17 protein-coding genes and 1 pseudogene are annotated in these 21090 nt (G+C 49.4%); 10 read left to right on the forward strand and 8 right to left on the reverse strand.

Annotation, left to right across the window (positions count from 1 at the left end; all coding sequences use genetic code 11):
- Positions 1 to 397: 397 nt before the first annotated feature.
- Complete coding sequence (locus CIK99_RS15845) at positions 398 to 520, forward strand: hypothetical protein (RefSeq protein WP_256387378.1); 123 nt, start codon at positions 398 to 400, stop codon at positions 518 to 520.
- A 435-nt stretch (positions 521 to 955) separates the two neighbouring features.
- Here the strand turns inward: CIK99_RS15845 and lpxA are convergent, their stop codons facing one another.
- From lpxA to CIK99_RS00535, 5 genes are all read right to left on the reverse strand, one after another.
- Positions 956 to 1729 (reverse strand): acyl-ACP--UDP-N-acetylglucosamine O-acyltransferase, encoded by a 774-nt coding sequence (gene lpxA, locus CIK99_RS00515; protein WP_094378667.1) that lies wholly within the window; start codon positions 1727 to 1729, stop codon positions 956 to 958.
- Between the two features lie 246 nt (positions 1730 to 1975).
- Entirely contained in the window at positions 1976 to 3361 is a 1386-nt protein-coding gene (locus CIK99_RS00520; protein WP_094378668.1) for an efflux transporter outer membrane subunit, read from the reverse strand.
- Between the two features lie 21 nt (positions 3362 to 3382).
- Positions 3383 to 6679, reverse strand: a complete 3297-nt coding sequence (locus tag CIK99_RS00525) for an efflux RND transporter permease subunit (protein ID WP_094378671.1) — start codon at positions 6677 to 6679, stop codon at positions 3383 to 3385.
- A gap of 34 nt (positions 6680 to 6713) precedes the next feature.
- A complete protein-coding gene (locus tag CIK99_RS00530) occupies positions 6714 to 7919 on the reverse strand; it encodes an efflux RND transporter periplasmic adaptor subunit (protein WP_094378673.1) in 1206 nt (401 codons plus the stop codon).
- A 220-nt stretch (positions 7920 to 8139) separates the two neighbouring features.
- On the reverse strand, positions 8140 to 9567 hold the full coding sequence (locus tag CIK99_RS00535) for a CCA tRNA nucleotidyltransferase (protein ID WP_094378675.1): 1428 nt from the start codon (positions 9565 to 9567) through the stop codon (positions 8140 to 8142).
- Positions 9568 to 9737: 170 nt separating this feature from the next.
- Between CIK99_RS00535 and CIK99_RS00540 the strand changes: the two genes are divergently transcribed.
- The 7 genes and pseudogenes from CIK99_RS00540 to CIK99_RS00575 all read left to right on the forward strand — a co-directional run bounded on the left by CIK99_RS00540 (position 9738) and on the right by CIK99_RS00575 (position 15496).
- Positions 9738 to 10454 carry a HesA/MoeB/ThiF family protein gene (locus CIK99_RS00540; RefSeq protein WP_254047668.1) on the forward strand — a complete coding sequence of 239 codons (717 nt, stop codon included), beginning with the start codon at positions 9738 to 9740 and terminating at the stop codon, positions 10452 to 10454.
- 6 nt (positions 10455 to 10460) lie between these two features.
- Positions 10461 to 10925 carry a hypothetical protein gene (locus tag CIK99_RS00545; RefSeq protein ID WP_094378679.1) on the forward strand — a complete coding sequence of 155 codons (465 nt, stop codon included), beginning with the start codon at positions 10461 to 10463 and terminating at the stop codon, positions 10923 to 10925.
- Between the two features lie 71 nt (positions 10926 to 10996).
- Positions 10997 to 11548 (forward strand): DUF1599 domain-containing protein, encoded by a 552-nt coding sequence (locus CIK99_RS00550; RefSeq protein ID WP_094378681.1) that lies wholly within the window; start codon positions 10997 to 10999, stop codon positions 11546 to 11548.
- A pseudogene (locus CIK99_RS15650) lies at positions 11496 to 13590 on the forward strand (BT_3928 family protein). The gene CIK99_RS00550 and the pseudogene CIK99_RS15650 overlap by 53 nt, the downstream one beginning before the upstream one ends.
- A gap of 96 nt (positions 13591 to 13686) precedes the next feature.
- Complete coding sequence (locus tag CIK99_RS00565; RefSeq protein WP_094378686.1) at positions 13687 to 14325, forward strand: SPOR domain-containing protein; 639 nt, start codon at positions 13687 to 13689, stop codon at positions 14323 to 14325.
- The gene (gene folE, locus CIK99_RS00570) at positions 14326 to 14907 is read left to right on the forward strand and encodes a GTP cyclohydrolase I FolE (protein WP_094378688.1); all 582 of its coding nucleotides are present in this window, start codon (positions 14326 to 14328) and stop codon (positions 14905 to 14907) included.
- 31 nt (positions 14908 to 14938) lie between these two features.
- On the forward strand, positions 14939 to 15496 hold the full coding sequence (locus tag CIK99_RS00575; protein ID WP_094378690.1) for a hypothetical protein: 558 nt from the start codon (positions 14939 to 14941) through the stop codon (positions 15494 to 15496).
- Between the two features lie 114 nt (positions 15497 to 15610).
- Here the strand turns inward: CIK99_RS00575 and CIK99_RS00580 are convergent, their stop codons facing one another.
- Both CIK99_RS00580 and CIK99_RS00585 read right to left on the reverse strand, forming a co-directional pair.
- Positions 15611 to 16045, reverse strand: a complete 435-nt coding sequence (locus tag CIK99_RS00580; RefSeq protein ID WP_094378693.1) for a nucleoside deaminase — start codon at positions 16043 to 16045, stop codon at positions 15611 to 15613.
- Between the two features lie 27 nt (positions 16046 to 16072).
- Complete coding sequence (locus tag CIK99_RS00585) at positions 16073 to 17011, reverse strand: M48 family metallopeptidase (protein WP_094378695.1); 939 nt, start codon at positions 17009 to 17011, stop codon at positions 16073 to 16075.
- Positions 17012 to 17292: 281 nt separating this feature from the next.
- Here CIK99_RS00585 and CIK99_RS00590 point away from each other — a divergent pair, with 281 nt between their 5' ends.
- A complete protein-coding gene (locus CIK99_RS00590) occupies positions 17293 to 18723 on the forward strand; it encodes a hypothetical protein (RefSeq protein ID WP_144007845.1) in 1431 nt (476 codons plus the stop codon).
- A gap of 35 nt (positions 18724 to 18758) precedes the next feature.
- Entirely contained in the window at positions 18759 to 19655 is an 897-nt protein-coding gene (locus CIK99_RS00595) for a FimB/Mfa2 family fimbrial subunit (RefSeq protein WP_094378699.1), read from the forward strand.
- Between the two features lie 105 nt (positions 19656 to 19760).
- Here the strand turns inward: CIK99_RS00595 and CIK99_RS00600 are convergent, their stop codons facing one another.
- Positions 19761 to 20084, reverse strand: coding sequence for a transglycosylase SLT domain-containing protein (locus CIK99_RS00600; RefSeq protein ID WP_371590803.1), 324 nt, complete (start codon positions 20082 to 20084; stop codon positions 19761 to 19763).
- Between the last annotated feature and the right edge of the window lie 1006 nt (positions 20085 to 21090).

A 21090-nucleotide genomic window follows, 5' to 3' on the forward strand; every position in this document is an offset into this window, starting at 1 on the left:
AGCTAAATCTTATGCAAAGTTACATTATTATTTCGACTTCAGCAAATTTTTCCCCGAAAAAAGTATAAGCATAATATAAGATTATGAAAAGGTCAGCTTGTCGCAGGCTATCTTTCATTTCATCTTCACGTCTCCCCTTTCACGACCATTTTTTTGCTACCACGCGAGGAATATTTTTTTTCCTCGCGTGGTAGCAAAAAAATGCCCTTTTACTGTCTTTCACACCTTCTCGAAAAAAATCCCGAAAAATGTTTGGTCGTTTCAGATTTAATTCGTAACTTTGCACATAACAGAGACCAAAGACATTCCTTTTGAGACATGACACGAAAGAATCAACCTAAAAGAAGGGAAAAAAATCAGCGTATCTGACGGCGACCGGGGCGACGACAATGCCGACATGCCTCTCTACAACCTGCAAGGACAGCAGGTGAAGAACGCCGGCAAGGGCATATTTGTAAGGAAAAACAAAAAAATCATCATCCAATATAACATTTACAGTTATGAAGAAAACATATATTAAACCAGAAATAACGGTTCACAAAACAGAGTTCAACCAGCATATCTTAGCTGGATCGGAAATTCAGTTCTACGACGATTCTATTCAACTTTCAGACTTCGACAACAACGAAGTTCTGCTATAAGAATAGGATCCGCCAACCCCGCCTCTGTAGGGTCTTACTTCATGTAAGACCGCCCGCCAAGAATCCGCCACAAATCGGGTTGCGGTCTTACATAAAGTAAGACCCTACATCGGCGGACAACGGTAGCGGACAACGGTAGCCAAATACTATACGAAAAAAAGGTTGCGCATGTTGCGCAACCTTTTTTTGTTTGACCTGTAACCTGATGTTAAAAAGTTAACTTGTTACCGGTTAACAGATAACTATTTCCCAGTTACTATCCTTATACCAAAACAGCCAATTTTCTAACTGTTACTATCCTTATACCACAATCATCAAATCTTAGTGATGACGTCGAGTTTGGTGTTCTCGAGGAAGTTGATGAGGATACGTATCTCCTTGCTCTCAGGCACCTGCTCCTTGATCTGACGGATAGCGTCGTGGGTGGCAGTCTTGCCATGGAACAGCAGACGATAGGCATTGGCGATATGTGCGATGACCTTCTCGTCGGTGCCCGACGCCTTGAGGAGATTGATGTTCAGTCCGCCATAGGTGACGGGATTGTGTGTGGCCACGATAAACGGGGGCACATCCTTCGAGATACGCACACCGCTGGTGATCATCGTACCTCCGCCGATACGCACCTCTGGATTGATGATCACACCCGAGGAGAACATCACGCCATTGGCAATCTCGCAGTCACCCGCCACCTTGGTACCATAGCCGAAGGTGCAGTAGTTGAGGATCTTCGTATCGTGCGACACGTGGACGCCTTCCATAAAGAAGTTGCGGTTGCCTACGCGTGTCTCGCCGTCCTTGTAGGTGGCGCGGTTGATGACCACATTCTCGCGGAAGATATTGCCATCGCCGATGACGAGACGCGTAGAGTCGCCACGGTGGTTGAAGTCCTGTGGCTCTGCTCCGAGAACCGTGTTCTGATAGACTTTGTTGTCGCAGCCCATACGCACTCCGTTCATGACGGAGGCGTAGGGATAGATGACGCAGTTGTCGCCTATTTCGACGTCGCCCTCGATATATGCGAAGGGATAGACGGTGACGTTCTTTCCGAGCTTCGCCTTGGGGTCGATATATGCTTTGTCGCTAATCATAAGTACTTTAATTCTTTAATTTTTAAATTTAATATTCGCATGTACTCTACTTACAGAAGTTGAGGAAGTTAAGGAAGTTAAAGAAGTTAAGGAAGTTAAAGAAGTTAAAGACAATAGTCTTTTAGCGTCCGTCAAGGAGTTTATGAGGCCAGAACATACGTCCTTAACTTCTTTAACTTCCTTAACTTCTTTAACTTCCCCCTACCTGCAAAAGTTGAGTTCTTTATTTCTCATCTCCGACGCGACTCACTCTCTTCCTCCTCCAAGTGCCGAATACAGACTTACCACGGCCTGCATCTTGTAGAAGTCGTCGGTGACCTTCGAGATCTCGGCGTTGAGGAGGTTGGCCTGTGCGCTGATCACCTCGAGATATGACGAGCCGCTGCTCATGTAGAGCTGGCGTGTGTCTTCCACATTCTTGCGATAGAGCTCTGTCTGCTTGCTGTCGAGCTGGCTGCGCTCGGCGTAGGTGTTGTAGCTGACGAGGGCGTTGCTCACCTCATTGCCTGCCTTGAACACGAGGTTCTGCCAGTCGTTGAAAGCCTGCTCCTGCTGTGCTTTCGCCACCTTGAGTCCAGCTATAAGCTGACCATTGGCGAAGATTGGCTGAGTGAGACTTCCCACTGCCGAGAGGAGCCACTTGCCGGGATTGATCACGGCTGCACCCGCGCTATTGGTGAACGCTCCAGTGCCGCTGATGCGTATGCTTGGATAGAAACGGCTGCGCGCTGTCTGAACGTTGTGGAAACAGCTGGCGAGTTTCATCTCGGCTGCATGCACGTCAGGACGATTGCTGAGCAGCTGTAGCGACACGCCGGTGCTGAACTCCGTGGGCAGCATCTGGTCGTAGAGCTTGCCACGTGGAATCTGCTGGCCGGGTTGTCCGATGAGCAGCGAGAGTGAGTTTTCCATCTCGCGTATCTGACGTTTCATGTCGGCCGACTGCGCGAGCACTGAGTAGTAACTTGCCTCGGCGCTCTGCACGCTGGTCGAGCGAGCGCGTCCGAACTTCATCTGCAGTGCCATCATGTCCCATGTCTCCTTGGTGAGCGAGGCCATCTCGTCGAGTATCTCCTGCTGACGGTCGAGCATGAGGAGCGTGTAGTAGAGATTGGCGATGCCTGAGATGACATTTGTCTTCACGGCTGTCTGATAGTCCTTTGAGGCAAGCAGCTGCATCTGCGCATTACGCTTCACGGAGAGGAGATTGCCGAAGAGATCCACGCTCCAGCTCGCTGTCACGGGCAGCTGATAGGTCTTCGAGGTCTTCGAACCGTCGAACGACGACAGTGTGCCTTGTGGCGAGAGGGTGATGTTAGGCAGGAAGGCGAGCTTGGCCACCGCGAGCTGGGCTTGCAGCATCTTCACGTTGAGCGCGGCATTGAGCAGGTCGGCGTTCTTGTCGAGTCCCTGCTGGATGAGGGTCTGCAGCTGCGGGTCGGTGAAGACGGTGCGCCAAGGCAGATTACCAAACGACGTGGTGTCGGCGACGGCAAGGGTGTCGGTGAGCGACACGGGGTCGCGGACGAGCCCCTGGGTGTTGACCTCAGGGCGCTCGTACTTATTGTAGAGTCCGCAGCTGGCGAGGCTGATGCCTGCGGCGGCGAACAGTAATACTTTCTTTATTTGCATACCTTATTACTTTGTTCTTCTTTAATTATTTGTGTTCTTTTCCTTGTCTCTCATCTCGATGAGCTTCTGGAGTGCCTCGGCGGCATAGGGGTTGGCATACTGACGTATCTCAGAGTCAACATGCGCCTCGTCGTTGGCAAACTTCAACGGCGAGATCTTCTCCTGCAGCCACTGGAACACGGCAAACAAGGCGGGAACGATAAACACCTGGAGCAAAGTACCGATAAGCATACCGCCAACGGCAGCGGCACCAAGCGTCTGGTTTCCGTTCTTGCCCACACCCGAAGCGAACATCAGCGGCAGAAGACCGATAATCATCGCCAACGAGGTCATAAGGATAGGACGCAGACGGGCGGCGGCACCGAGGATGGCCGAATACTTGATGGCCATACCCATCTGACGGCGCTCAAGGGCAAACTGCACGATAAGGATGGCGTTCTTTGCCAACAGACCGATAAGCATGATGAGCGCGATCTGCATGTAGATGTCGTTAGAGTGGCCGAAGATCTGTGTGAAGATAAACGCTCCGGCAAGACCGAACGGTATCGAGAGGATCACAGCCAACGGCAGGATATAGCTCTCATACTGTGCGGAGAGGATGAGATAGACGAAGACGATACACATGACGAAGATGATGGCCGTGGAATCGCTCGACTCGCGCTCCGAACGGGTAAGACCCGAATAGTCGATGCCGTAACCCTGTGGCAGCACCTGGGCTGCAACCTCCTCGATGGCGCGGATGGCATCACCCGACGAGTAGCCTGTGGCTGCCGAGGCGTTGACATTGATAGCGGTGAAGAGGTTGAAACGGTTGACGTTTGACGGGCCATAGACACGACGCAGAGAACAGAACTCCTTGACTGGCGACATGCCTGCCGGTGTGCGGACGAAGATGTTGTTCAGTCCGTCAGGACGCTCGCGGCTCGCTACGTCGCCCTTGATCATGACACGATAGAGCTTACCATAGGCGTTCATGTTTGACGCATAGAGTCCTCCATAATATCCCTGAAGGGTGGTGAGCACTGTAGAAGGCGCAATGCCTGCCTGCTTACATTTTGCGACATCCACATCCACCATATACTGCGGATAGTTAGGATTGTATGATGTCATGGCCTGTGCTATCTCGGGACGCTTGTTGAGCTCGGCGAGATAATCCTTGGTTATCTCAAAGAACTTGTTGAGGTCGCCACCGGTCTTGTCCTGCATGGTAAAGGTAACACCGTTGGTCATACCGAAGCCGTTGATCATTGGCGGAGCGAAGGCGAGGATCTGTGCGTCTTTTATCTCGGCGGTCTGCTTGTAGATCATGCCGAGCACCGCGGTATTTGACATTGGGTTGAGGAAGAAACGCTTGATGCCGTCGCCTTCCCACAGTCCAGAGAGATTGTAGAAGAATCCGGCCGGACGCTCTTCGAAGGGCTTGAGCTTGATGATGAACGTACCCATGTCTGAACCCTGACCGGCGATGAAGTTGTAGCCCACAAGACGCTCGCGGGTCTTGATGGCCGGGTTAGTGGCCAAGATATGGTCTATCTGCTCCATCACCTCGCGGGTGCGTGCCTCGCCTGTACCTGGTGCCATAGACACTGTACAGAAGAGTACGCCGTTGTCTTCGTCGGGCACAAGTCCGGTCTTGGTGGTGGCCATGGTGACCACGAGCGCCACGATGCCGAGCGCCACGGTGACACCGGCAGCGATGCGATGCTTGAGCACCTTCTCTACTCCGTTCCTATACTTGCCCTGTATCTTGTTGTACTGAGTGTTAAAAGCAGCATGGAAACGGTCGATGACCGACATCTTCTTGTGTTCCTCGTCGCCTGCATGTGGCTTGAGGAGGATGGCACAGAGGGCTGGCGAAAGTGTCAGCGCGTTCAAGGCGGAGATAAGGATAGACACCGCCATGGTGACACCAAACACACGATAGAACATACCGCTCGTACCGCCCATGAACGACACTGGCACAAACACGGCAGCCATTACAAGCGTGATGGAGATGATGGCTCCGGTAATCTCGTTCATGGCGTCGATAGAGGCCTCAAGGGCCGACTTATAACCCTGGTCGAGCTTCGCGTGTACCGCCTCTACCACCACGATGGCGTCATCGACCACGATGGCGATGGCGAGCAGGAGGGCAGAGAGTACAAGCAGGTTGATGGAGAAGCCAAACAGCCAGAGGAAGAGGAACGTACCTATAAGAGCCACCGGCACGGCGATCATTGGGATGAGCGTAGAGCGGAAGTCCTGCAGGAACACATACACCACGAGGAAGACGAGCAAAAGGGTTATGACAAGGGTGAACACCACCTCTTCGATAGAGGCGAAGAGGAACTCGGTGACGTCCATGTTGATCTTATACTCCATGCCTGGAGGGAACGACTGTGACTGCTTCTCAAGCTCTGCCTTCACATCGGCGGCAATCTGTGTGGCGTTGGAGCCAGCTATCTGCTGCACCATACCCATGACAGAAGGATTGCCGTTGTTTTTCATCGACACGCTATAGTCGAGTCCGCCAAGCTCTATCTTTGCCACGTCCTTCAGGCGAAGGGTCTGGCCATTGACGTCGCTGCGGATGATGATGTCGCCATATTCCTCGGGAGTCTTCAGACGGCCCTTGTAGCGCATGACGTACTGGAACGACACGTTCGACTGCTCGCCGAACTTACCCGGAGCGGCCTCGATGTTCTGCTCGGCAAGGGCTGCCGACACGTCAGACGGCATCATGTTATACTGCTTCATCTTGTCGGGCTGGAGCCATATACGCATAGAATAGGTCTTCATACCCGGCGACATCACGCCGCCCACACCGTTGATACGCTTGATGGCCGGGATGACGTTGATCTCGTTGTAGTTGGTGAGGAACTCATCGTCGTAGCGTCCGTCCTCAGAGGTGAGGGTGAACATGATGACGTTTGAGGTCTGCTGCTTCGTCACGGTGACTCCCACACGTGTAACCTCAGCTGGCAGAAGAGCTTGTGCCTGCGCCACGCGGTTCTGAACGTTGACGGCAGCCATGTCGGCGTCGGCTCCCTGCTTGAAATAAACGGTGATCGAGGCCGAACCGTCGTTGGTGGCCTGCGAGGTCATGTAAGTCATGTTCTCCACACCGTTGATGCTCTCTTCAAGAGGGACGATAACGGAGTTGAGCACTGTCTGCGCGTCAGCTCCAGTATAGGAAGTGCGCACCGAGATGGTTGGTGGTGCCACATCGGGGAACTGCTCGATAGGCAGCGAGATGAGTCCGATGAGACCCAGTATGACGAAGAATATAGATATCACCGTCGAGAGTACCGGGCGCTTTATGAAATTTGTAAATGTCATTGCTTAAAAAAGAAAAAATCCTAAATCTTGTTTCTTATTTCTTTGAGGTCATGGCGTCGATGACCTTAGAGGCTGAGTTCTGACCCTCGCCGAGCTTAGCAGCGTCGTCGATCTTCTTCTGATACTGCTCCTCGGTGATAGGCTTTATCTCCATGCCGTCAGAGAGCGACGAGATGCCCTTAGACACAAACTTGTCGCCTGGCTTCAGACCGCCGGTGACGATATAGTTGACGCCGTCGTTCTGTGGATTAACCTGTATCTCGGTGAATTTAACCTTGTTGTCCTTGCCAAGGAGATAGACAAACTTCTTGTTCTGCACCTCCGAGGTGGCTGTCTGTGGAATAATGATAGCCGACGAGGTTGACTGAGGGATGATGATCTGGCCCGAACCGCCCGAACGGAGCTCGTGCTTGGCATTGTCGAAACGGGCTATGAGCGACACCGAACCGGTGGCGGCATCGATGACACCGCTGGCCTTGACAACCTTGCCGGGCTGGTCGTAGATAGTTCCGTCGGCAAGCTGGAGCTTAACGGGAGGATAGGCTGCTATGGCTCCTGCCACTCCGTCGGCGCCCTTGGTCATGGCGAGCATGTCTTTCTCAGTCACTGAGAAATAAACTTCAACGGTGTTGACATCCGACACGGTGGTCAGTGGCTCCTGGCTCGAAGCGCTGACAAGGGCTCCTACCTTGTAAGGCAGCGAACCAACGACACCGGCTGCCGGGCTCTTCACGTAGCAGAAACTCAGCGCTTCCTCTGCTGAGGCAAGGGCTGCCTGGGCCTGAGCCAACTGTGCTTCGGCTGTGGCGTATGTGTTTTCGGCTGTAGAGAGCTCAAACTGACCAATCACCTTGTTGGCAAACAGTTCCTTAGAGTTCTCGTAAGAGAGTTTTGATGTGGCAAGCTGAGCCTTGCATGTGTTGACTGCTGCCTTGGCTTGACGCACTTGTGCCTGATATGTCTCGTTGTCGATGACAAAGAGCAACTGGCCGGCACTCACGTTCTGACCTTCATGGACGCAGATCTTGGTGATAAAACCAGATACCTTTGGGCGTATCTGCACATCCTGAATACCTTTGATGGTTGCGGGAAAGGTTGTCTGCAATTCTGTTCCCTGTGTTTCTACGGTTCTTACAGCATACTCGTTGTCTGCGAAATTTGGCTTGCCACCAGACTTTCCTCCACAAGAGGCGAGTGTGACTCCGAGAGCCGCAATCATTAGCATTTTTGTTGTTTTCATACCTATTAATTTAAAACGTTTTATTATTATTCTCTTATTACTTTTTCAAAAAAGAAACATAGATCGTACTCAGAACTTTAAAAAGAAACTAAGAACATCCTTTTAGTTTTCGGACTGCAAAGTTACACATATTATATTATATATGGATAATATCAGGGCAACATTTAACGTCTTTTCTCCGTTATTTAGTGTTTTTTTAGCAAAAAGGGGCAGACTAACACTAATTAGTCAACCCCATCTCCTTAGCTTTCTCCATTAGGAGCGCCATAAGCGGTTCGCGTTCGTTTTCTACCCTATTGTCGAGTACAGCGTCTTTCATATGCTGTTTCAAGACGCCCACTTCGCGACTTGGCGGTAGATGGAAGAGCTGCATGATCTCGTCACCGTCGATCACGGGCTGAAGCACCCGTCGGTAGTCTTTTACCTTCAGGTCGGCGAGTTTCTCGCGCACCATGCGGAAGTTTTTGAGAAACATTTTTTTCCTCGCCTCGTTCTTGCTGGTGATGTCTGCCTCGCAGAGTAGCATGAGGTCGTCTATGTCGTCGCCAGCATCGTTCATGAGACGGCGGACGGCACTGTCGGTGACTATCTCGTCGGCAATGACTATGGGGCGCATGTGCAGATCGACGAGTTTCTTCACGTATTTCATCTTCATGTCGAGGGGTAACGACATACGGCGGAATATCTGCGGCACCATCTTGGCGCCAATGAAGTTGTGGTTGTGGAACGTCCAGCCTGCCGAGGCATCCCATCGCTTGCTGCGGGGCTTGCCCACATCGTGCAGGAGGGCTGCCCAACGTAGCCACAGATTGTCTGATTTTTTGCTCACATTGTCGAGCACTTCGAGGGTGTGGTAGAAGTTGTTCTTGTGTGCACGTCCTTCGCGCGTCTCCACCACGTCGAGTGCCGTCAGCTCGGGCAAGATGAGCTGAAGCAATCCGCATCGGTAGAGATCCACTATTCCACGACTGGGCTGAGGACACATCATGATCTTGTTCAACTCGTCCTTGATGCGCTCGCCGCTGACTATCTTTATCCGCTCGGCATTGCGCACCAGGGCATCGAAGGTCTCTTCTTCTATCATAAAGCGTAGCTGGGTGGCAAACCTCACGCAACGCATCATGCGCAGCGGGTCGTCAGAGAAGGTGATGTCGGGGTCGAGAGGCGTGCGGATGATGCCGTCCTCAAGGTCTTCGATACCATAGAACGGATCGACAAGCTCACCGAAATACTCCTTGTTGAGACATATCGCCATGGCATTGATGGTGAAGTCGCGACGATTCTGGTCGTCTTCCAGCGTTCCGTTTTCTACTATGGGTTTGCGCGAGTCGTGGCTGTAGCTCTCCTTGCGCGCTCCCACAAACTCCACCTCAGTGTCACGATATTTCACTTGCGCCGTGCCGAAATTGCGGAACACGGATAGATGGGCCTTGCGACCAAGACGCTGTTTAAGCGCCGACGCGACTTCGATGCCACTTCCCACCACTACCACGTCGATGTCGTTAGAAGGACGCTCGAGAAAAATGTCTCTCACATATCCTCCCACCACATAACATTCAAGGCCGAGGTCGTCAGCCACACTGGAGATAAGGTGGAAAATGTCTTTGTCAAGCAGCTTTGCAAGCTCTTCATCGCTATATATTTTCATCTTTTTCTACTTTTAGGGGTGCAAAATTACTCAAAAAGAGAGAAATGACAAAGAGTTATACTGCTCTCATACCGTTAATTCTTCTTAAAAGGAAAATGAAACGGCATAAAGAACCGATTATTTTAAGTAATTTTGCATGCCGATTCATATATAATAAGGTATAGATGAATATGTTTGATACTGACGGAAGATACAGCAGACACCTGAAACTCGACGAAATCGGGCAGAAGGGACAACAACGGATAGCTGACGGACGAGTGCTGATAGTGGGAGCTGGAGGACTCGGTTCGCCAGTGGCATTGTATCTCGCTGCTGCCGGTGTGGGAACCATCGGCATTGCCGACGGAGACACTGTCGATATCTCCAACCTGCAACGACAGGTCATTCATACCACCGACGACATCGGATCGCCCAAAGTGGCTTCGGCTGCAAGAAAGATGAGAAGGATAAACCCCGACGTCAATGTGGTGGAGATAAACGAATATCTTGACACCGACAGACTTGCAGGCATTGCCGCCGACTACGACATCGTGGTGGACGCTACCGACAGCTTTCGCTCGAAATACATGATTAACGACGCTTGCGTCAAGGCAGGGAAACCATTCGTGCATGGAGGAGTGCTGAGATTTGAAGGGAACGTCTTCACCCACCTGCCCGGCTCGGCCGACTACCGCGACATCTTCGGCAGCGAACCATCCGAAAACCATGTGCCTACGGCATCGGAAGTGGGCGTGCTCGGAACCATTGTCGGCGTGATAGGCACCATACAGGCTACAGAGGTGATAAAATACCTCGTCAAGACCGGCGACCTGCTCACCGACTCGTTGCTCACCTTCGACGCATTGACATGGACGACATATAAGATAAAAATAAAGAAACAACAATAAAGAATCATGAACAAAAACATCATAATACCACTCATGGTAGGACTGCTCACGCTCTCGGCTTGCGACAATAGCGTACAACAGGCTGCCGAGACCCTGCTCAACGAGGCCGGACAACACTTCACCGACGGAGACTACGACGTGGCACTGGCAAAAATTGACTCGCTGAGAAAACTTTACCCCAACGCCGTGGAGACAAGAAGAAAGGCGCTGGCACTGTATCAGAGCATATCACTCAAACAGGCACAGGACGACCTCGCGCACACCGACAGCATACTGCAGGTGGTGACACACGACTACAACTACCAGAAGACAAAGGTAGAGAAAGACAGGGCCGAACTGCGTGCCACAGCCGAGGAACTGCTCATGCTTAACACCACAAAGGCGAAACTCGACTCGCTCAAAGTGCGCTTCGACATGCAGTGCGCAAAGATAAAATATATCCACAAGAAGCAAAAGGAGAACATAAAATAAAACATAATACTCCTTTTCCTTGGCAGTTTCAAGAATATTGAGTAATTTTGCAGCGAATTTGAAAGAACAAGATGAATACAAAACAGGAGTTTGAAACAGCTATGGACACGTGCAGGACACTATTCGAGAAAAAACTGCACGACTACGGGGCGTCGTGGAGAATACTACGACCATCGTCGCTCACCGACCAGCTGTTTATAAAGGCTAAAAGAATAAGAAGCCTCGAAATAAAGAAAATATCACTCGTCGATGAAGGCATACTGCCAGAATTCATCGCCCTGATAAACTATGGCATCGTCGGACTCATACAGCTCGAAAAGGGATTCGCTGACTCTGTTGACATCGACGTCAACGAGGCGATGGCTCTCTACGACAGACACGCGAAAGAGGCTCTCGAACTGATGCTGAGAAAAAACCATGACTATGACGAGGCATGGAGAAACATGAGGGTGAGCAGCTACACCGACTTCATCCTCACAAAAATACAACGAGTGAAAGAAATCGAAGACCTCGACGGAGACACGCTCGTCAGCGAGGGTATCGACGCCAACTATATGGATATCATCAATTATGCAGTCTTTGGAGTCATCAAAATCAACGAACAGCAACAAAAGACAGCATAAGCTCGCCATAGCGGCTGTCAACACGGCAAGAGCACTGCTGGCCCTGACGTTCGTCTTCTCAGGCTTCGTCAAGGCCGTTGACCCCATAGGCACACAATACAAGATACACGACTACCTCGTGGCTTGGGGACTGGCCGACTGGAGCGCCGACTGGCTGACTCTCGCGGGCTCGATAGTGCTCTCGACATCTGAGTTCCTCATAGGCATGATGTTGCTCTTCGCCATAAGACGACGACTGGTGAGCAAGGTGACTGTGGCGGTGATGACGGTCATGACGGCCATCTCTGCATGGCTTTACATAGCCAACCCCGTGAGCGACTGCGGATGCTTCGGCGACGCCATAAGACTCACTAACGGGGAGACACTGACAAAAAACATCGTCCTGCTTGCCGCCGCGCTCATAGTGGCGCGATGGCCTCTCTCCATGGCAAGACTGCTGAGCCGAAACACGCAGTGGATAGTGGTCAACTATACGGTCATCTTCATACTCGCCGTTTCGGGATACAGCCTCTACTATCTGCCACAGTTCGACTTCCGCCCATACCACGTCGGAGCCGACATAAGGGCGGGAATGGAAATACCAGAAGGAGCCGAACAACCAGAATTCGAGACCACGTTCATACTCGAGAAAAACGGGACAAGAAAGGAATTCAAACTCGACGACTACCCCGATTCCACATGGACGTTCATCGACAGCAAGACCGTAATGACCAAAGAGGGATATGTGCCTCCCATCCACGACTTCTCGATCACAACGGCAGAAGACGATGCAGACGTCACGGAGGACATCGTCGGTGACAAGGGATACACAATGATGCTCATAGCACCATTCCTCGAACAGGCTGACGACATACACTTCGACGAGATAAACCGACTGTATGACTACGCCAAACGACACGGCTACCGCTTCCTGTGCATCACGGCAAGCTCAGACAAAGCCATCGGCAAATGGAGAGACCGCACCGGAGCGGAATACCTGTTTGCCAACGCCGACGAGACCACACTGAAGACAATGATACGCAGCAACCCAGGACTGATACTGATGCACGACGGACGCATAGAGGGCAAATGGAGCCATAACGCCCTGCCAGCAGTAGAAGACAACACCCCGTCAATACAGCGGGGAGGACTCGACACCAGCAACAAGAGCGATGCCAACACGGCACTCGAAATGATTCTTTGGTTTATCATTCCGCTCACATTGCTCACCATAGCCGACAGAACATGGGCATGGACAAGAAAATTTCAAAACAAGAATATTAACATCTTAATTAAACACATTAACAAAAATGAGAAAGAAAATTGTAGCAGGTAACTGGAAGATGAACAAGAACCTGCAGGAGGGCGTTGCTCTCGCAAAGGAACTGACAGAGGTAGTAAAGAACCCTAACTGCGGTGTCATCATCTGCACACCATTCATACACCTCGCAAGCGTTGCCGAAATCGTTAAGGACAGCGCCATCGAACTCGGTGCCGAAAACTGCGCCGACAAGGAAAAGGGTGCTTACACTGGAGAAGTGTCTGCCGAAATGGTAAAGAGCACTGGTGCACAGTGGGTCATCCTCGGCCACTCTGAGCGTCGCGAGTACTATAACGAGACTCCAGAAATCCTCAAGGAGAAGGTACAGCTCGCACTCGCTAACGGACTGAAGGTGCTCTTCTGCATCGGCGAGACTCTCGAAGAGCGCGAGGCTAACAAGCAGAACGAAGTGGTTAAGGCTGAACTCGCTGGCAGCGTATTCAACCTCTCTGCTGAGGAGTGGAAGAATATCGTCATCGCCTACGAACCAATCTGGGCCATCGGTACCGGCAAGACCGCTACCGCAGAACAGGCTGAGGAAATCCACGCTTACATCCGCTCGTGCGTAGCTGAGGTCTATGGACAGGAAGTGGCTGACGACACTACCATCCTCTATGGCGGTAGCTGCAAGGCAAGCAACGCTCCTGAACTCTTCGCTAAGCCTGACATCGACGGCGGACTCATCGGTGGCGCTTCGCTCAAGGCTGCTGACTTCAAGGGCATCATCGACGCTTGGAACTAATTCATAACAATAATGTCAACAAGGAGGTGACAGGTGAGTGACATGTCTCCATGGCCTCACCTGACTCCTCTCCTTACTGAGAAAACAATTTTATTTATGAAACTTTTTGCCGCACTCACACTTCTCTGCATAAACATCAACGCTACAGCACAGACGTTCACACAACGACTGCAGAGACCTGTTGCCGGAAAGGGAACCGTCACCGTGGTTCACAGCGCGGCAATAGACAAACTCGTGAATGGCAACCAGCCAGACATCAAGCCAACAAAGCCAACAGATAATAACGGCTCGGCTGACAATGTAACAAAACTCTCCCCAAAAAACACTTCTGAAAACTCCAAACCGTCTCCCGACAAAAAGGAGACAACAAAAAAAAACGCTGTCCCGCAAGAGGACTCCACCAAAAAACAAACCGACAACGAATTCGATATCCCAACCGTGGATATGCGAAAAAAAGTAATGGGACGGAGCTATAAGGTCAACGGATATCGAGTTCAGGCTTTCGCCGGCGGTAACACCCGAGCCGACAGACAAAAAGCACAGAACATAGGAGAGGCGATAAAACTCAAATTCCCAGAACAACCCATTTACGTTCATTTCTATTCACCACGATGGATATGCCGAATAGGCAACTTCCGTACTTACGAGGAGGCTCACGCCATGCTGCTCGAAATAAAAAAGATGGGATATAAACAGGCTTCTATCGTGAAAGGAAAAATTAGCGTACAATATTAAATGAATCCAGAAACAGAATACCGTGACGGACTTGACAGTCTCGCTTCACACTACAAAGACATACTCCAACTGCTTGGAGAAGACACAGAAAGAGAGGGCCTCCAGAAGACTCCTATGAGGGTGGCTAAAGCTATGCAAGTGCTCACCCGGGGATACTCTATGGACGCACACAAAGTGCTCACCGACGCACTGTTCAAAGAGGACTACAGCCAGATGGTGATCGTCAAGGACATCGACTTCTTCTCGCTCTGCGAACACCACATGCTTCCTTTCTACGGCAAGGTACACGTGGCTTATATCCCTAACGGATGTATCACCGGACTGAGCAAAATAGCACGCGTGGTGGATATATACTCTCACCGTCTGCAAGTGCAAGAGAGAATGACACTGCAGATCAAAGAGTGTATCGAACAGACCCTTAAACCTCTCGGCGTCATGGTGGTCGTCGAGGCAAGACACATGTGCATGCAGATGAGGGGAGTGGAAAAACAAAACTCCATCACTACCACCAGCGAATTCTGCGGGGCCTTCAACCAGGCCAAGACTCGCGAGGAATTTATGAACCTAATTCATCATCAATAATATATTTACTTACCTTTTAAAACGAAATAATATGCAACAGACCGATAGTAAACAATTTCAGAAACACTCGTTTGCCGACCTCTTCCTTAACAGCTGCCTCGGAAAGATAGCCATCATCATCGGCATCACGGCCATCATCCTCGTCGTAGCTAAAGTCACGGTGCCATCAAAGGCAAAGATGGAAATGGAAATCGAGGACGACATCAGAGAATGTATCGAACAATGCCAAGCCAAAGATGCTGACAAGTCTGACGACCTGGTGAGAAACACCATGTCGGTGTTTACTCATGCCGATAAAAATTCTGAGGACGAAGAGACGATGGACATGTTTTGGGAACATAACTCCATCGAAATCTACCGCCACATGTTCTTCTCTACTGCTTATCTGCGCAACAATGCCATTCCTAACGGTAAACGTGTGGGATTAGGCGTGTTCGGACTGGTTATTCCTATGCTCGACTACAGCGACTTCATCATGCGCACAGGTCCCATCAGAAAGGAATATAACCAACGTATCATCCAAAACGAATTTTCAGTGGATGTCGAACCGGGAATGGATCCCGACGACGACTCTTACGAACAATATTAAGTGACTTCACTCGCACAAGGAAGTCACTTTCCTCACACAAGGAAGTCACTTTCCTCACACAAGGAAGTGACTTTCACTGCACAAAAAAAGAACAAGAGGCGGGATTCAGGATCCTCACCTCTTGCTCTTGAAAAAATCTTTCATCAGCTCGGAACATTCCGACTCTAACACCCCACCGATAATCTCGGCCTTCGGGTGCATGGCCTTTGGCGCATACTTCAAGAAACCGCGTTTCTCGTCGTATGCGCCAAATACTATACGGGGAATCTGCGCCCATCCTATCGCTCCGGCACACATCACACAGGGCTCTACTGTCACATACAGGGTACAGTCGGTGAGATACTTACCGCCAAGCGTGTTGGCGGCAGCCGTTATAGCCTGCATCTCTGCATGGGCCGTGACGTCACACAACGTCTCTGTAAGGTTGTGGGCACGCGATATCACCCTACCCTTACACACCACTACAGCCCCTATAGGTATCTCTCCCACCCTGGCTGACTCTTCTGCCTCTTGAAGGGCTTTCTTCATGTATTCCTCGTCCTTGCTCATGTCTTGCTCCGAAAAAATGGCGGTTCGTTATTTCTTCGACGAAATCTTCAACGTCCGGGTCGTGGTCTTACTGCCTGAAGAGGACTTATAAGAAGTGGAGGTCGTTGACGATGAAGAGGATTTTGTCTTCGACGATGTCGAGGACTTTGTCGTTGTCGTCGGCTTGTAATATTGCTTCGCCTCAGGCAGCCACCCCTGGATATTCTTTATGCGACTCTCGTCACTCGGGTGGTCGCTCAGTATCGTGTATGTACTGCCCGTGGCCGATGCCATACGCTGCCAAAACGATACCGCCACCTCGGGATTATATCCCGCCATGGCAGCAAAGATAAGGCCAAGACGGTCGGCCTCGTTCTCCTGCTTGCGCGAATATGCCGCTCCTCCGAGCGTGGTGCCTATGCCAAAAACAGCAGAGCTGATATTCTGGAGGTTTGCACTGGCTCCCGCTCCTTGAAGTACACCGCCAATAATCTGTGCTCCATATTGCTTGCGCACCTCGTTGCTCAGTCGCTCGGCAGAATGCTTAGCAACGGCATGAGCTATCTCATGACCAAGTACTATGGCCAACGACGACTCGTCCTTTGTCACTGGCAACAGTCCTTCATACACCACAATCTTTCCACCAGGCATACAGAATGCGTTCACGCTCTTGTCCTGCACGAGATTAAACTCCCACTTGTACTGCGACACCTCTACTGCCAGACCATTCTGCTGCAGATAGCTGACCACGGCACTTGCCAAACGCTCGCCACAACGCTTCACCATGGCTGTGCTTGTAGCGTCTTGCGATGCCTTTGCCTGCTTCATATACTCCTGATACTGCTGATTGCTGAGACTCAACACCTGCTCGTCGCTCACCAGTATGTTTTGCTTTCGGCCGGTGATGGGCACTGTAGATGATGTCCCACAACTGGCGGTAAGCATCGCTACCGTCAATACTGCAAAAAAATGTCTTACCTTTTTCATACCTTTATTGTTGTTCTTCTATTTCCTTTTTTTAAACTATGCAAAGTTACAACACTTTTCGCAATCCTCCAAACTTTTCGTGAATAAACTTATCATTTTCTCTTCACTATATATAATAAGGTGTAGTGAAGGCTCAATGACATTATATAAAGACAACCGCCTTTCGCCACGTTAATTTTTAATAAAATCTCTTTTGCTTTCTTGGAATATTATCAAGAAAATTGTAAATTCGCATTAATTCAAAATCTCTAACAAAACACAATCATCAAATAAAACACATCATGTATATTGCTCATAGAATAAAGATATTGCTTGTCTTAGCATTCATAATCACGGCACTCTGTGGATGTGAAAAAATCGACTTGGATGCTCTAAACGAGGGTAACTCTGCGCTTGGCTCCACGGACAACACGGAAGTGAAGGTGGCCACTCGTTCAACAAGCCCACTGTCATTCCCACTTTATCTCTATGCGTTCAAAGACGATGGCACGCTCCTCACAAAACAAACATTTGAAAGCGAAGAGGAGGACATGGTGATCATGGTGCCTAAAAATACGGAATGTCGCATCGTGGCACTTTCTGCCAACAGGACTTCCTATCAGTGGGATGAGTCCCCAAAGTTGTCATCGACCATCTCGTTCGGCTCTCCACAACTGCCTGACGACGTTCCTGACGACGCCGTGGCCATAGCACAGGGATTCACCACAGGGCTCGCCATGCAGATGGGTAGCGCCAATCTATTGACAAAGACCGACAACGCCAACGTCACCATACAACAAAACTACCAGGTGGCTTCGATCAACATCACACTGCAAAACCTGCCTGAAGACTGCCCGTCGGCCTTCGTGTCTATAGCCAATAGCGCCAAGGGCATTACGTTCGGCGGACAGACCATCGACACTCAGACCGCTCGCATACCTCTGAATAAGAAAGAAGGGAAATGGCAGTCGGGGGTTGTCTATATCATGCCCACAGTAGGATCGCAAACCACCTTTACCATCGCTTACGACAACACCGACGGCGAACAGTATGCCTCCGTCAACTATCTTGCGCCACTGAAGCAGGGAACTCCCTACTCCCTTAATGGCATACTCAGCAACGGCAACATCTCTGTCTCTGGCAGCGTCAGCCCTGCTGCGTGGGGCAATCCCGTCAATCTCGACTTCTCTTTCTCTCCCGATATCACTACCACCATCACCGCCGACGGCGACTCGCCTGACAGCAGCAACGACGTGTTCGAAGTGGAACAGATTCCTGAAGCCCTGAGCGTGTGGGACGGACATATCGTCATCTCTTCTACCGAAAAAGATAATAACACGGCTGAACTCATGCTGATGTCGCTCACCGACTATAGCGGACTCACTTCCGCATTCAACACCACTACTCCTAACGCTGCCTCCGACTGTGCACAGAACTATACCGAATACAATATCGGATCATGGCGTATTCCTACCTCCGACGAGGCGATGATTCTACGCGAGACTTATCTCACTTACACCGACAGCTTCGACAGTCTTATCGAGAGCACAGATGCTGACGCCATCGTCTTAACCGACGATAAAGGCACCAACCTTAGGTATCTCTGCGACAACGCCGAAAAGACTTTCAGCTTTAAGGCCGGCAGCAGCTATAACTCCATAAAACAAGGTGGGGCCACGGTGAAAAACTATCGGCTGAGACTGGTAAAAACCATTACAGTAAAGAAGCAATAACTCATATACTATTTCACATCAAAACATTATTAATAATGAAAATTTTTACGACACTCTTCCTAACGTTATCTTTGCTCACTGCATGCGAGACAGTAAGCCTTGAGAATGAAGAAAAACACGACGAGACCATGGCTAACGTCAATGTCAACTACAAATTTGTTATCGACGAGACGTCATGGCAGACACGTGCCACAACCACCGGGACCAGCGACGTCACCCGTATAGCACTGAAAGTGTTTGACAGTGAAAACAATCTGGTAACTGAGGTCAAACAAAGAAAGGACGACACCTCCTTCGGCACCATCACCGGACTGAAGCTCAACCCCGGCAACTACACCTTTGTAGCCGTCGCCCACATGGCATCGAGCACCACCGCCGAGGACGCAAACATCGTTTCACCAGAGAAGGTTGACATCAACGAGGCCTATATCCCCTTCCTCTACGCTTGCTCTGTGGAAAAGACGATAGAGAGTAGCTCCACCTCATCCCCACAGACGGTCACCCTCCCCATCAACCTTTGCGTGTCAAGACTAAGGGTTTATTTCACAAATGCAATGCCCGATTATGTCAAAAAGGTCATTTTGTCGCTAAACACAGGTGGCGAACAGCAGACGTCATACTCCTTCAATCCAAAAACAGGATGCAATCTCAAAAACTCCTCCTTCTCACATACAATAACCATTCCAACAAATTATATTGGAAAAACCAATAACAACGTGTCTATCTTCGGACAGTTTGACGTATTTCCCAAGACTGTCGATGCCAACATCCAGGTCATCGACACAAACGACGAGGTAATAATCGAACGTAACTACAAAGACGTCGTTATGAAACGTGGATACATCCACAGCGTCAAGACCACATTCGACCTCATGGACATTGAGACATCCTTCACCTTTGAAGACTGGACGGAAGAGGATGTACCACAATAGCCTCATCCCCCGTTCTACTGACAAAACAAAAAAAGTGCTACTCTTTTTCCTCTGACGTTATCACACGTCTAAAGAAAAGAGTAGCACCACCCAAAACAATTATTATTACTTTCTCTTTAAGTTTTTCTTCACCTTGTTATAATAGCGCTGAGTGCGTTTCACACTGTAACGCATACCACCATTCCACGAACGGATAGCCTTCTCTACATTGTTCGAAGGATTGTGATGAGATTGAATGAGAAGAAACATCTCTTTCGACTTCTCTACACTGAAACGATCGTTTAGAGTATATCTCTTCTTCATGTTGCGCTTCTTCAGGATATTGTTGCATTCCTTCACTAATATCGGAGTTATCTGCATAGCTCCACAAGAATTTCCACTTACAGCCTTTGGGTCTCCTTCGCTCTCAACTTGAATGATGGCCTCCATCACCGGCTCCCAATCAAATCCTGATCTTGTTTTCTTTACCGTGTCAGCAGCTGCATATTGCAACGAGACTGACGTTAAAATAAGACTTAGACATACAATTCTTAATATTCTATTCATAACATAACTTTTTTGGAGCATAGTCTTCACAAGAAGACCGTGAAACAGACATGACACGCACGCCATATTTCTACTCCAGTTTGACTTAAGTATGACCGTCCCAACACGGGACATCTATGTCACCTATTAATTATCGGCTGCAAAGTTAGGAAGAAAAACTGAACCAACCAAATATATTTAGGTATTTTAAATCTTTTTATGCCGTTGACAGTCAATAATATACGACTTTCTTGATATATATTAAGTATTTTTTGTGTTCGCACACAGCAAAACAACATATAATAACGCTGCATATACAAGATTTCCTTGCGAATCTCAGAAATAATGTATATCCTTGCCACGAAAAAGTTTGTATCTATTACAACATATATCATAGTGATTGTTTTCTTGACATTGTGATTGCTTGTGATAAATCGTTTAAATTCAGTGATTTGCAACTTCTGCAACTTAACAAGTCACGGATAAGTCACAAATATTTCCAACAAGCTACACTTTTAAGTAACTTTAACTGCGACTGCGAGCTCAGTAACTACTCAGCACCCCTCGACATGTTACGTTCACCATTTTGACTGCAAAATTATATATTAAAGTTTCCCACACCTAAAAGAAGTGGTTGAAATTGCTACTAAGCCTTTATCCCATTTATTGGGAACAGACTTCTCGTTCTTTGAAAATATTGAAAAAAATCTGAGGATAAATAACAGATTGTCAATTATTTGTTGTATCTTTGTAAGGGTCAAAAACAAGATATTAAACAAAAAATCAACAATCTGTTATGAATGCAAAATTAAGTCATTTTTCTGAATTATCCAACTTTTTGAGTGAAAAATCTTCTATCTGCAATGATTTTCTGTCATTATTGGACAGATTCAAGCTTGGACAGTCACTT

The sequence above is a fragment of the Prevotella sp. P5-92 genome, assembly GCF_002251245.1.
Taxonomy (GTDB): Bacteria; Bacteroidota; Bacteroidia; order Bacteroidales; family Bacteroidaceae; genus Prevotella.

Coding starts and splice junctions, on each gene's coding strand:
- CIK99_RS15845 (WP_256387378.1), top strand. CDS start 398: ATGCCTCTCTACAACCTGCAAGGACAGCAGGTGAAGAACGCCGGCAAG.
- lpxA (WP_094378667.1), bottom strand. CDS start 1,729: ATGATTAGCGACAAAGCATATATCGACCCCAAGGCGAAGCTCGGAAAG.
- CIK99_RS00520 (WP_094378668.1), bottom strand. CDS start 3,361: ATGCAAATAAAGAAAGTATTACTGTTCGCCGCCGCAGGCATCAGCCTC.
- CIK99_RS00525 (WP_094378671.1), bottom strand. CDS start 6,679: ATGACATTTACAAATTTCATAAAGCGCCCGGTACTCTCGACGGTGATA.
- CIK99_RS00530 (WP_094378673.1), bottom strand. CDS start 7,919: ATGAAAACAACAAAAATGCTAATGATTGCGGCTCTCGGAGTCACACTC.
- CIK99_RS00535 (WP_094378675.1), bottom strand. CDS start 9,567: ATGAAAATATATAGCGATGAAGAGCTTGCAAAGCTGCTTGACAAAGAC.
- CIK99_RS00540 (WP_254047668.1), top strand. CDS start 9,738: ATGTTTGATACTGACGGAAGATACAGCAGACACCTGAAACTCGACGAA.
- CIK99_RS00545 (WP_094378679.1), top strand. CDS start 10,461: ATGAACAAAAACATCATAATACCACTCATGGTAGGACTGCTCACGCTC.
- CIK99_RS00550 (WP_094378681.1), top strand. CDS start 10,997: ATGAATACAAAACAGGAGTTTGAAACAGCTATGGACACGTGCAGGACA.
- CIK99_RS00565 (WP_094378686.1), top strand. CDS start 13,687: ATGAAACTTTTTGCCGCACTCACACTTCTCTGCATAAACATCAACGCT.
- folE (WP_094378688.1), top strand. CDS start 14,326: ATGAATCCAGAAACAGAATACCGTGACGGACTTGACAGTCTCGCTTCA.
- CIK99_RS00575 (WP_094378690.1), top strand. CDS start 14,939: ATGCAACAGACCGATAGTAAACAATTTCAGAAACACTCGTTTGCCGAC.
- CIK99_RS00580 (WP_094378693.1), bottom strand. CDS start 16,045: ATGAGCAAGGACGAGGAATACATGAAGAAAGCCCTTCAAGAGGCAGAA.
- CIK99_RS00585 (WP_094378695.1), bottom strand. CDS start 17,011: ATGAAAAAGGTAAGACATTTTTTTGCAGTATTGACGGTAGCGATGCTT.
- CIK99_RS00590 (WP_144007845.1), top strand. CDS start 17,293: ATGTATATTGCTCATAGAATAAAGATATTGCTTGTCTTAGCATTCATA.
- CIK99_RS00595 (WP_094378699.1), top strand. CDS start 18,759: ATGAAAATTTTTACGACACTCTTCCTAACGTTATCTTTGCTCACTGCA.
- CIK99_RS00600 (WP_371590803.1), bottom strand. CDS start 20,084: ATGGAGGCCATCATTCAAGTTGAGAGCGAAGGAGACCCAAAGGCTGTA.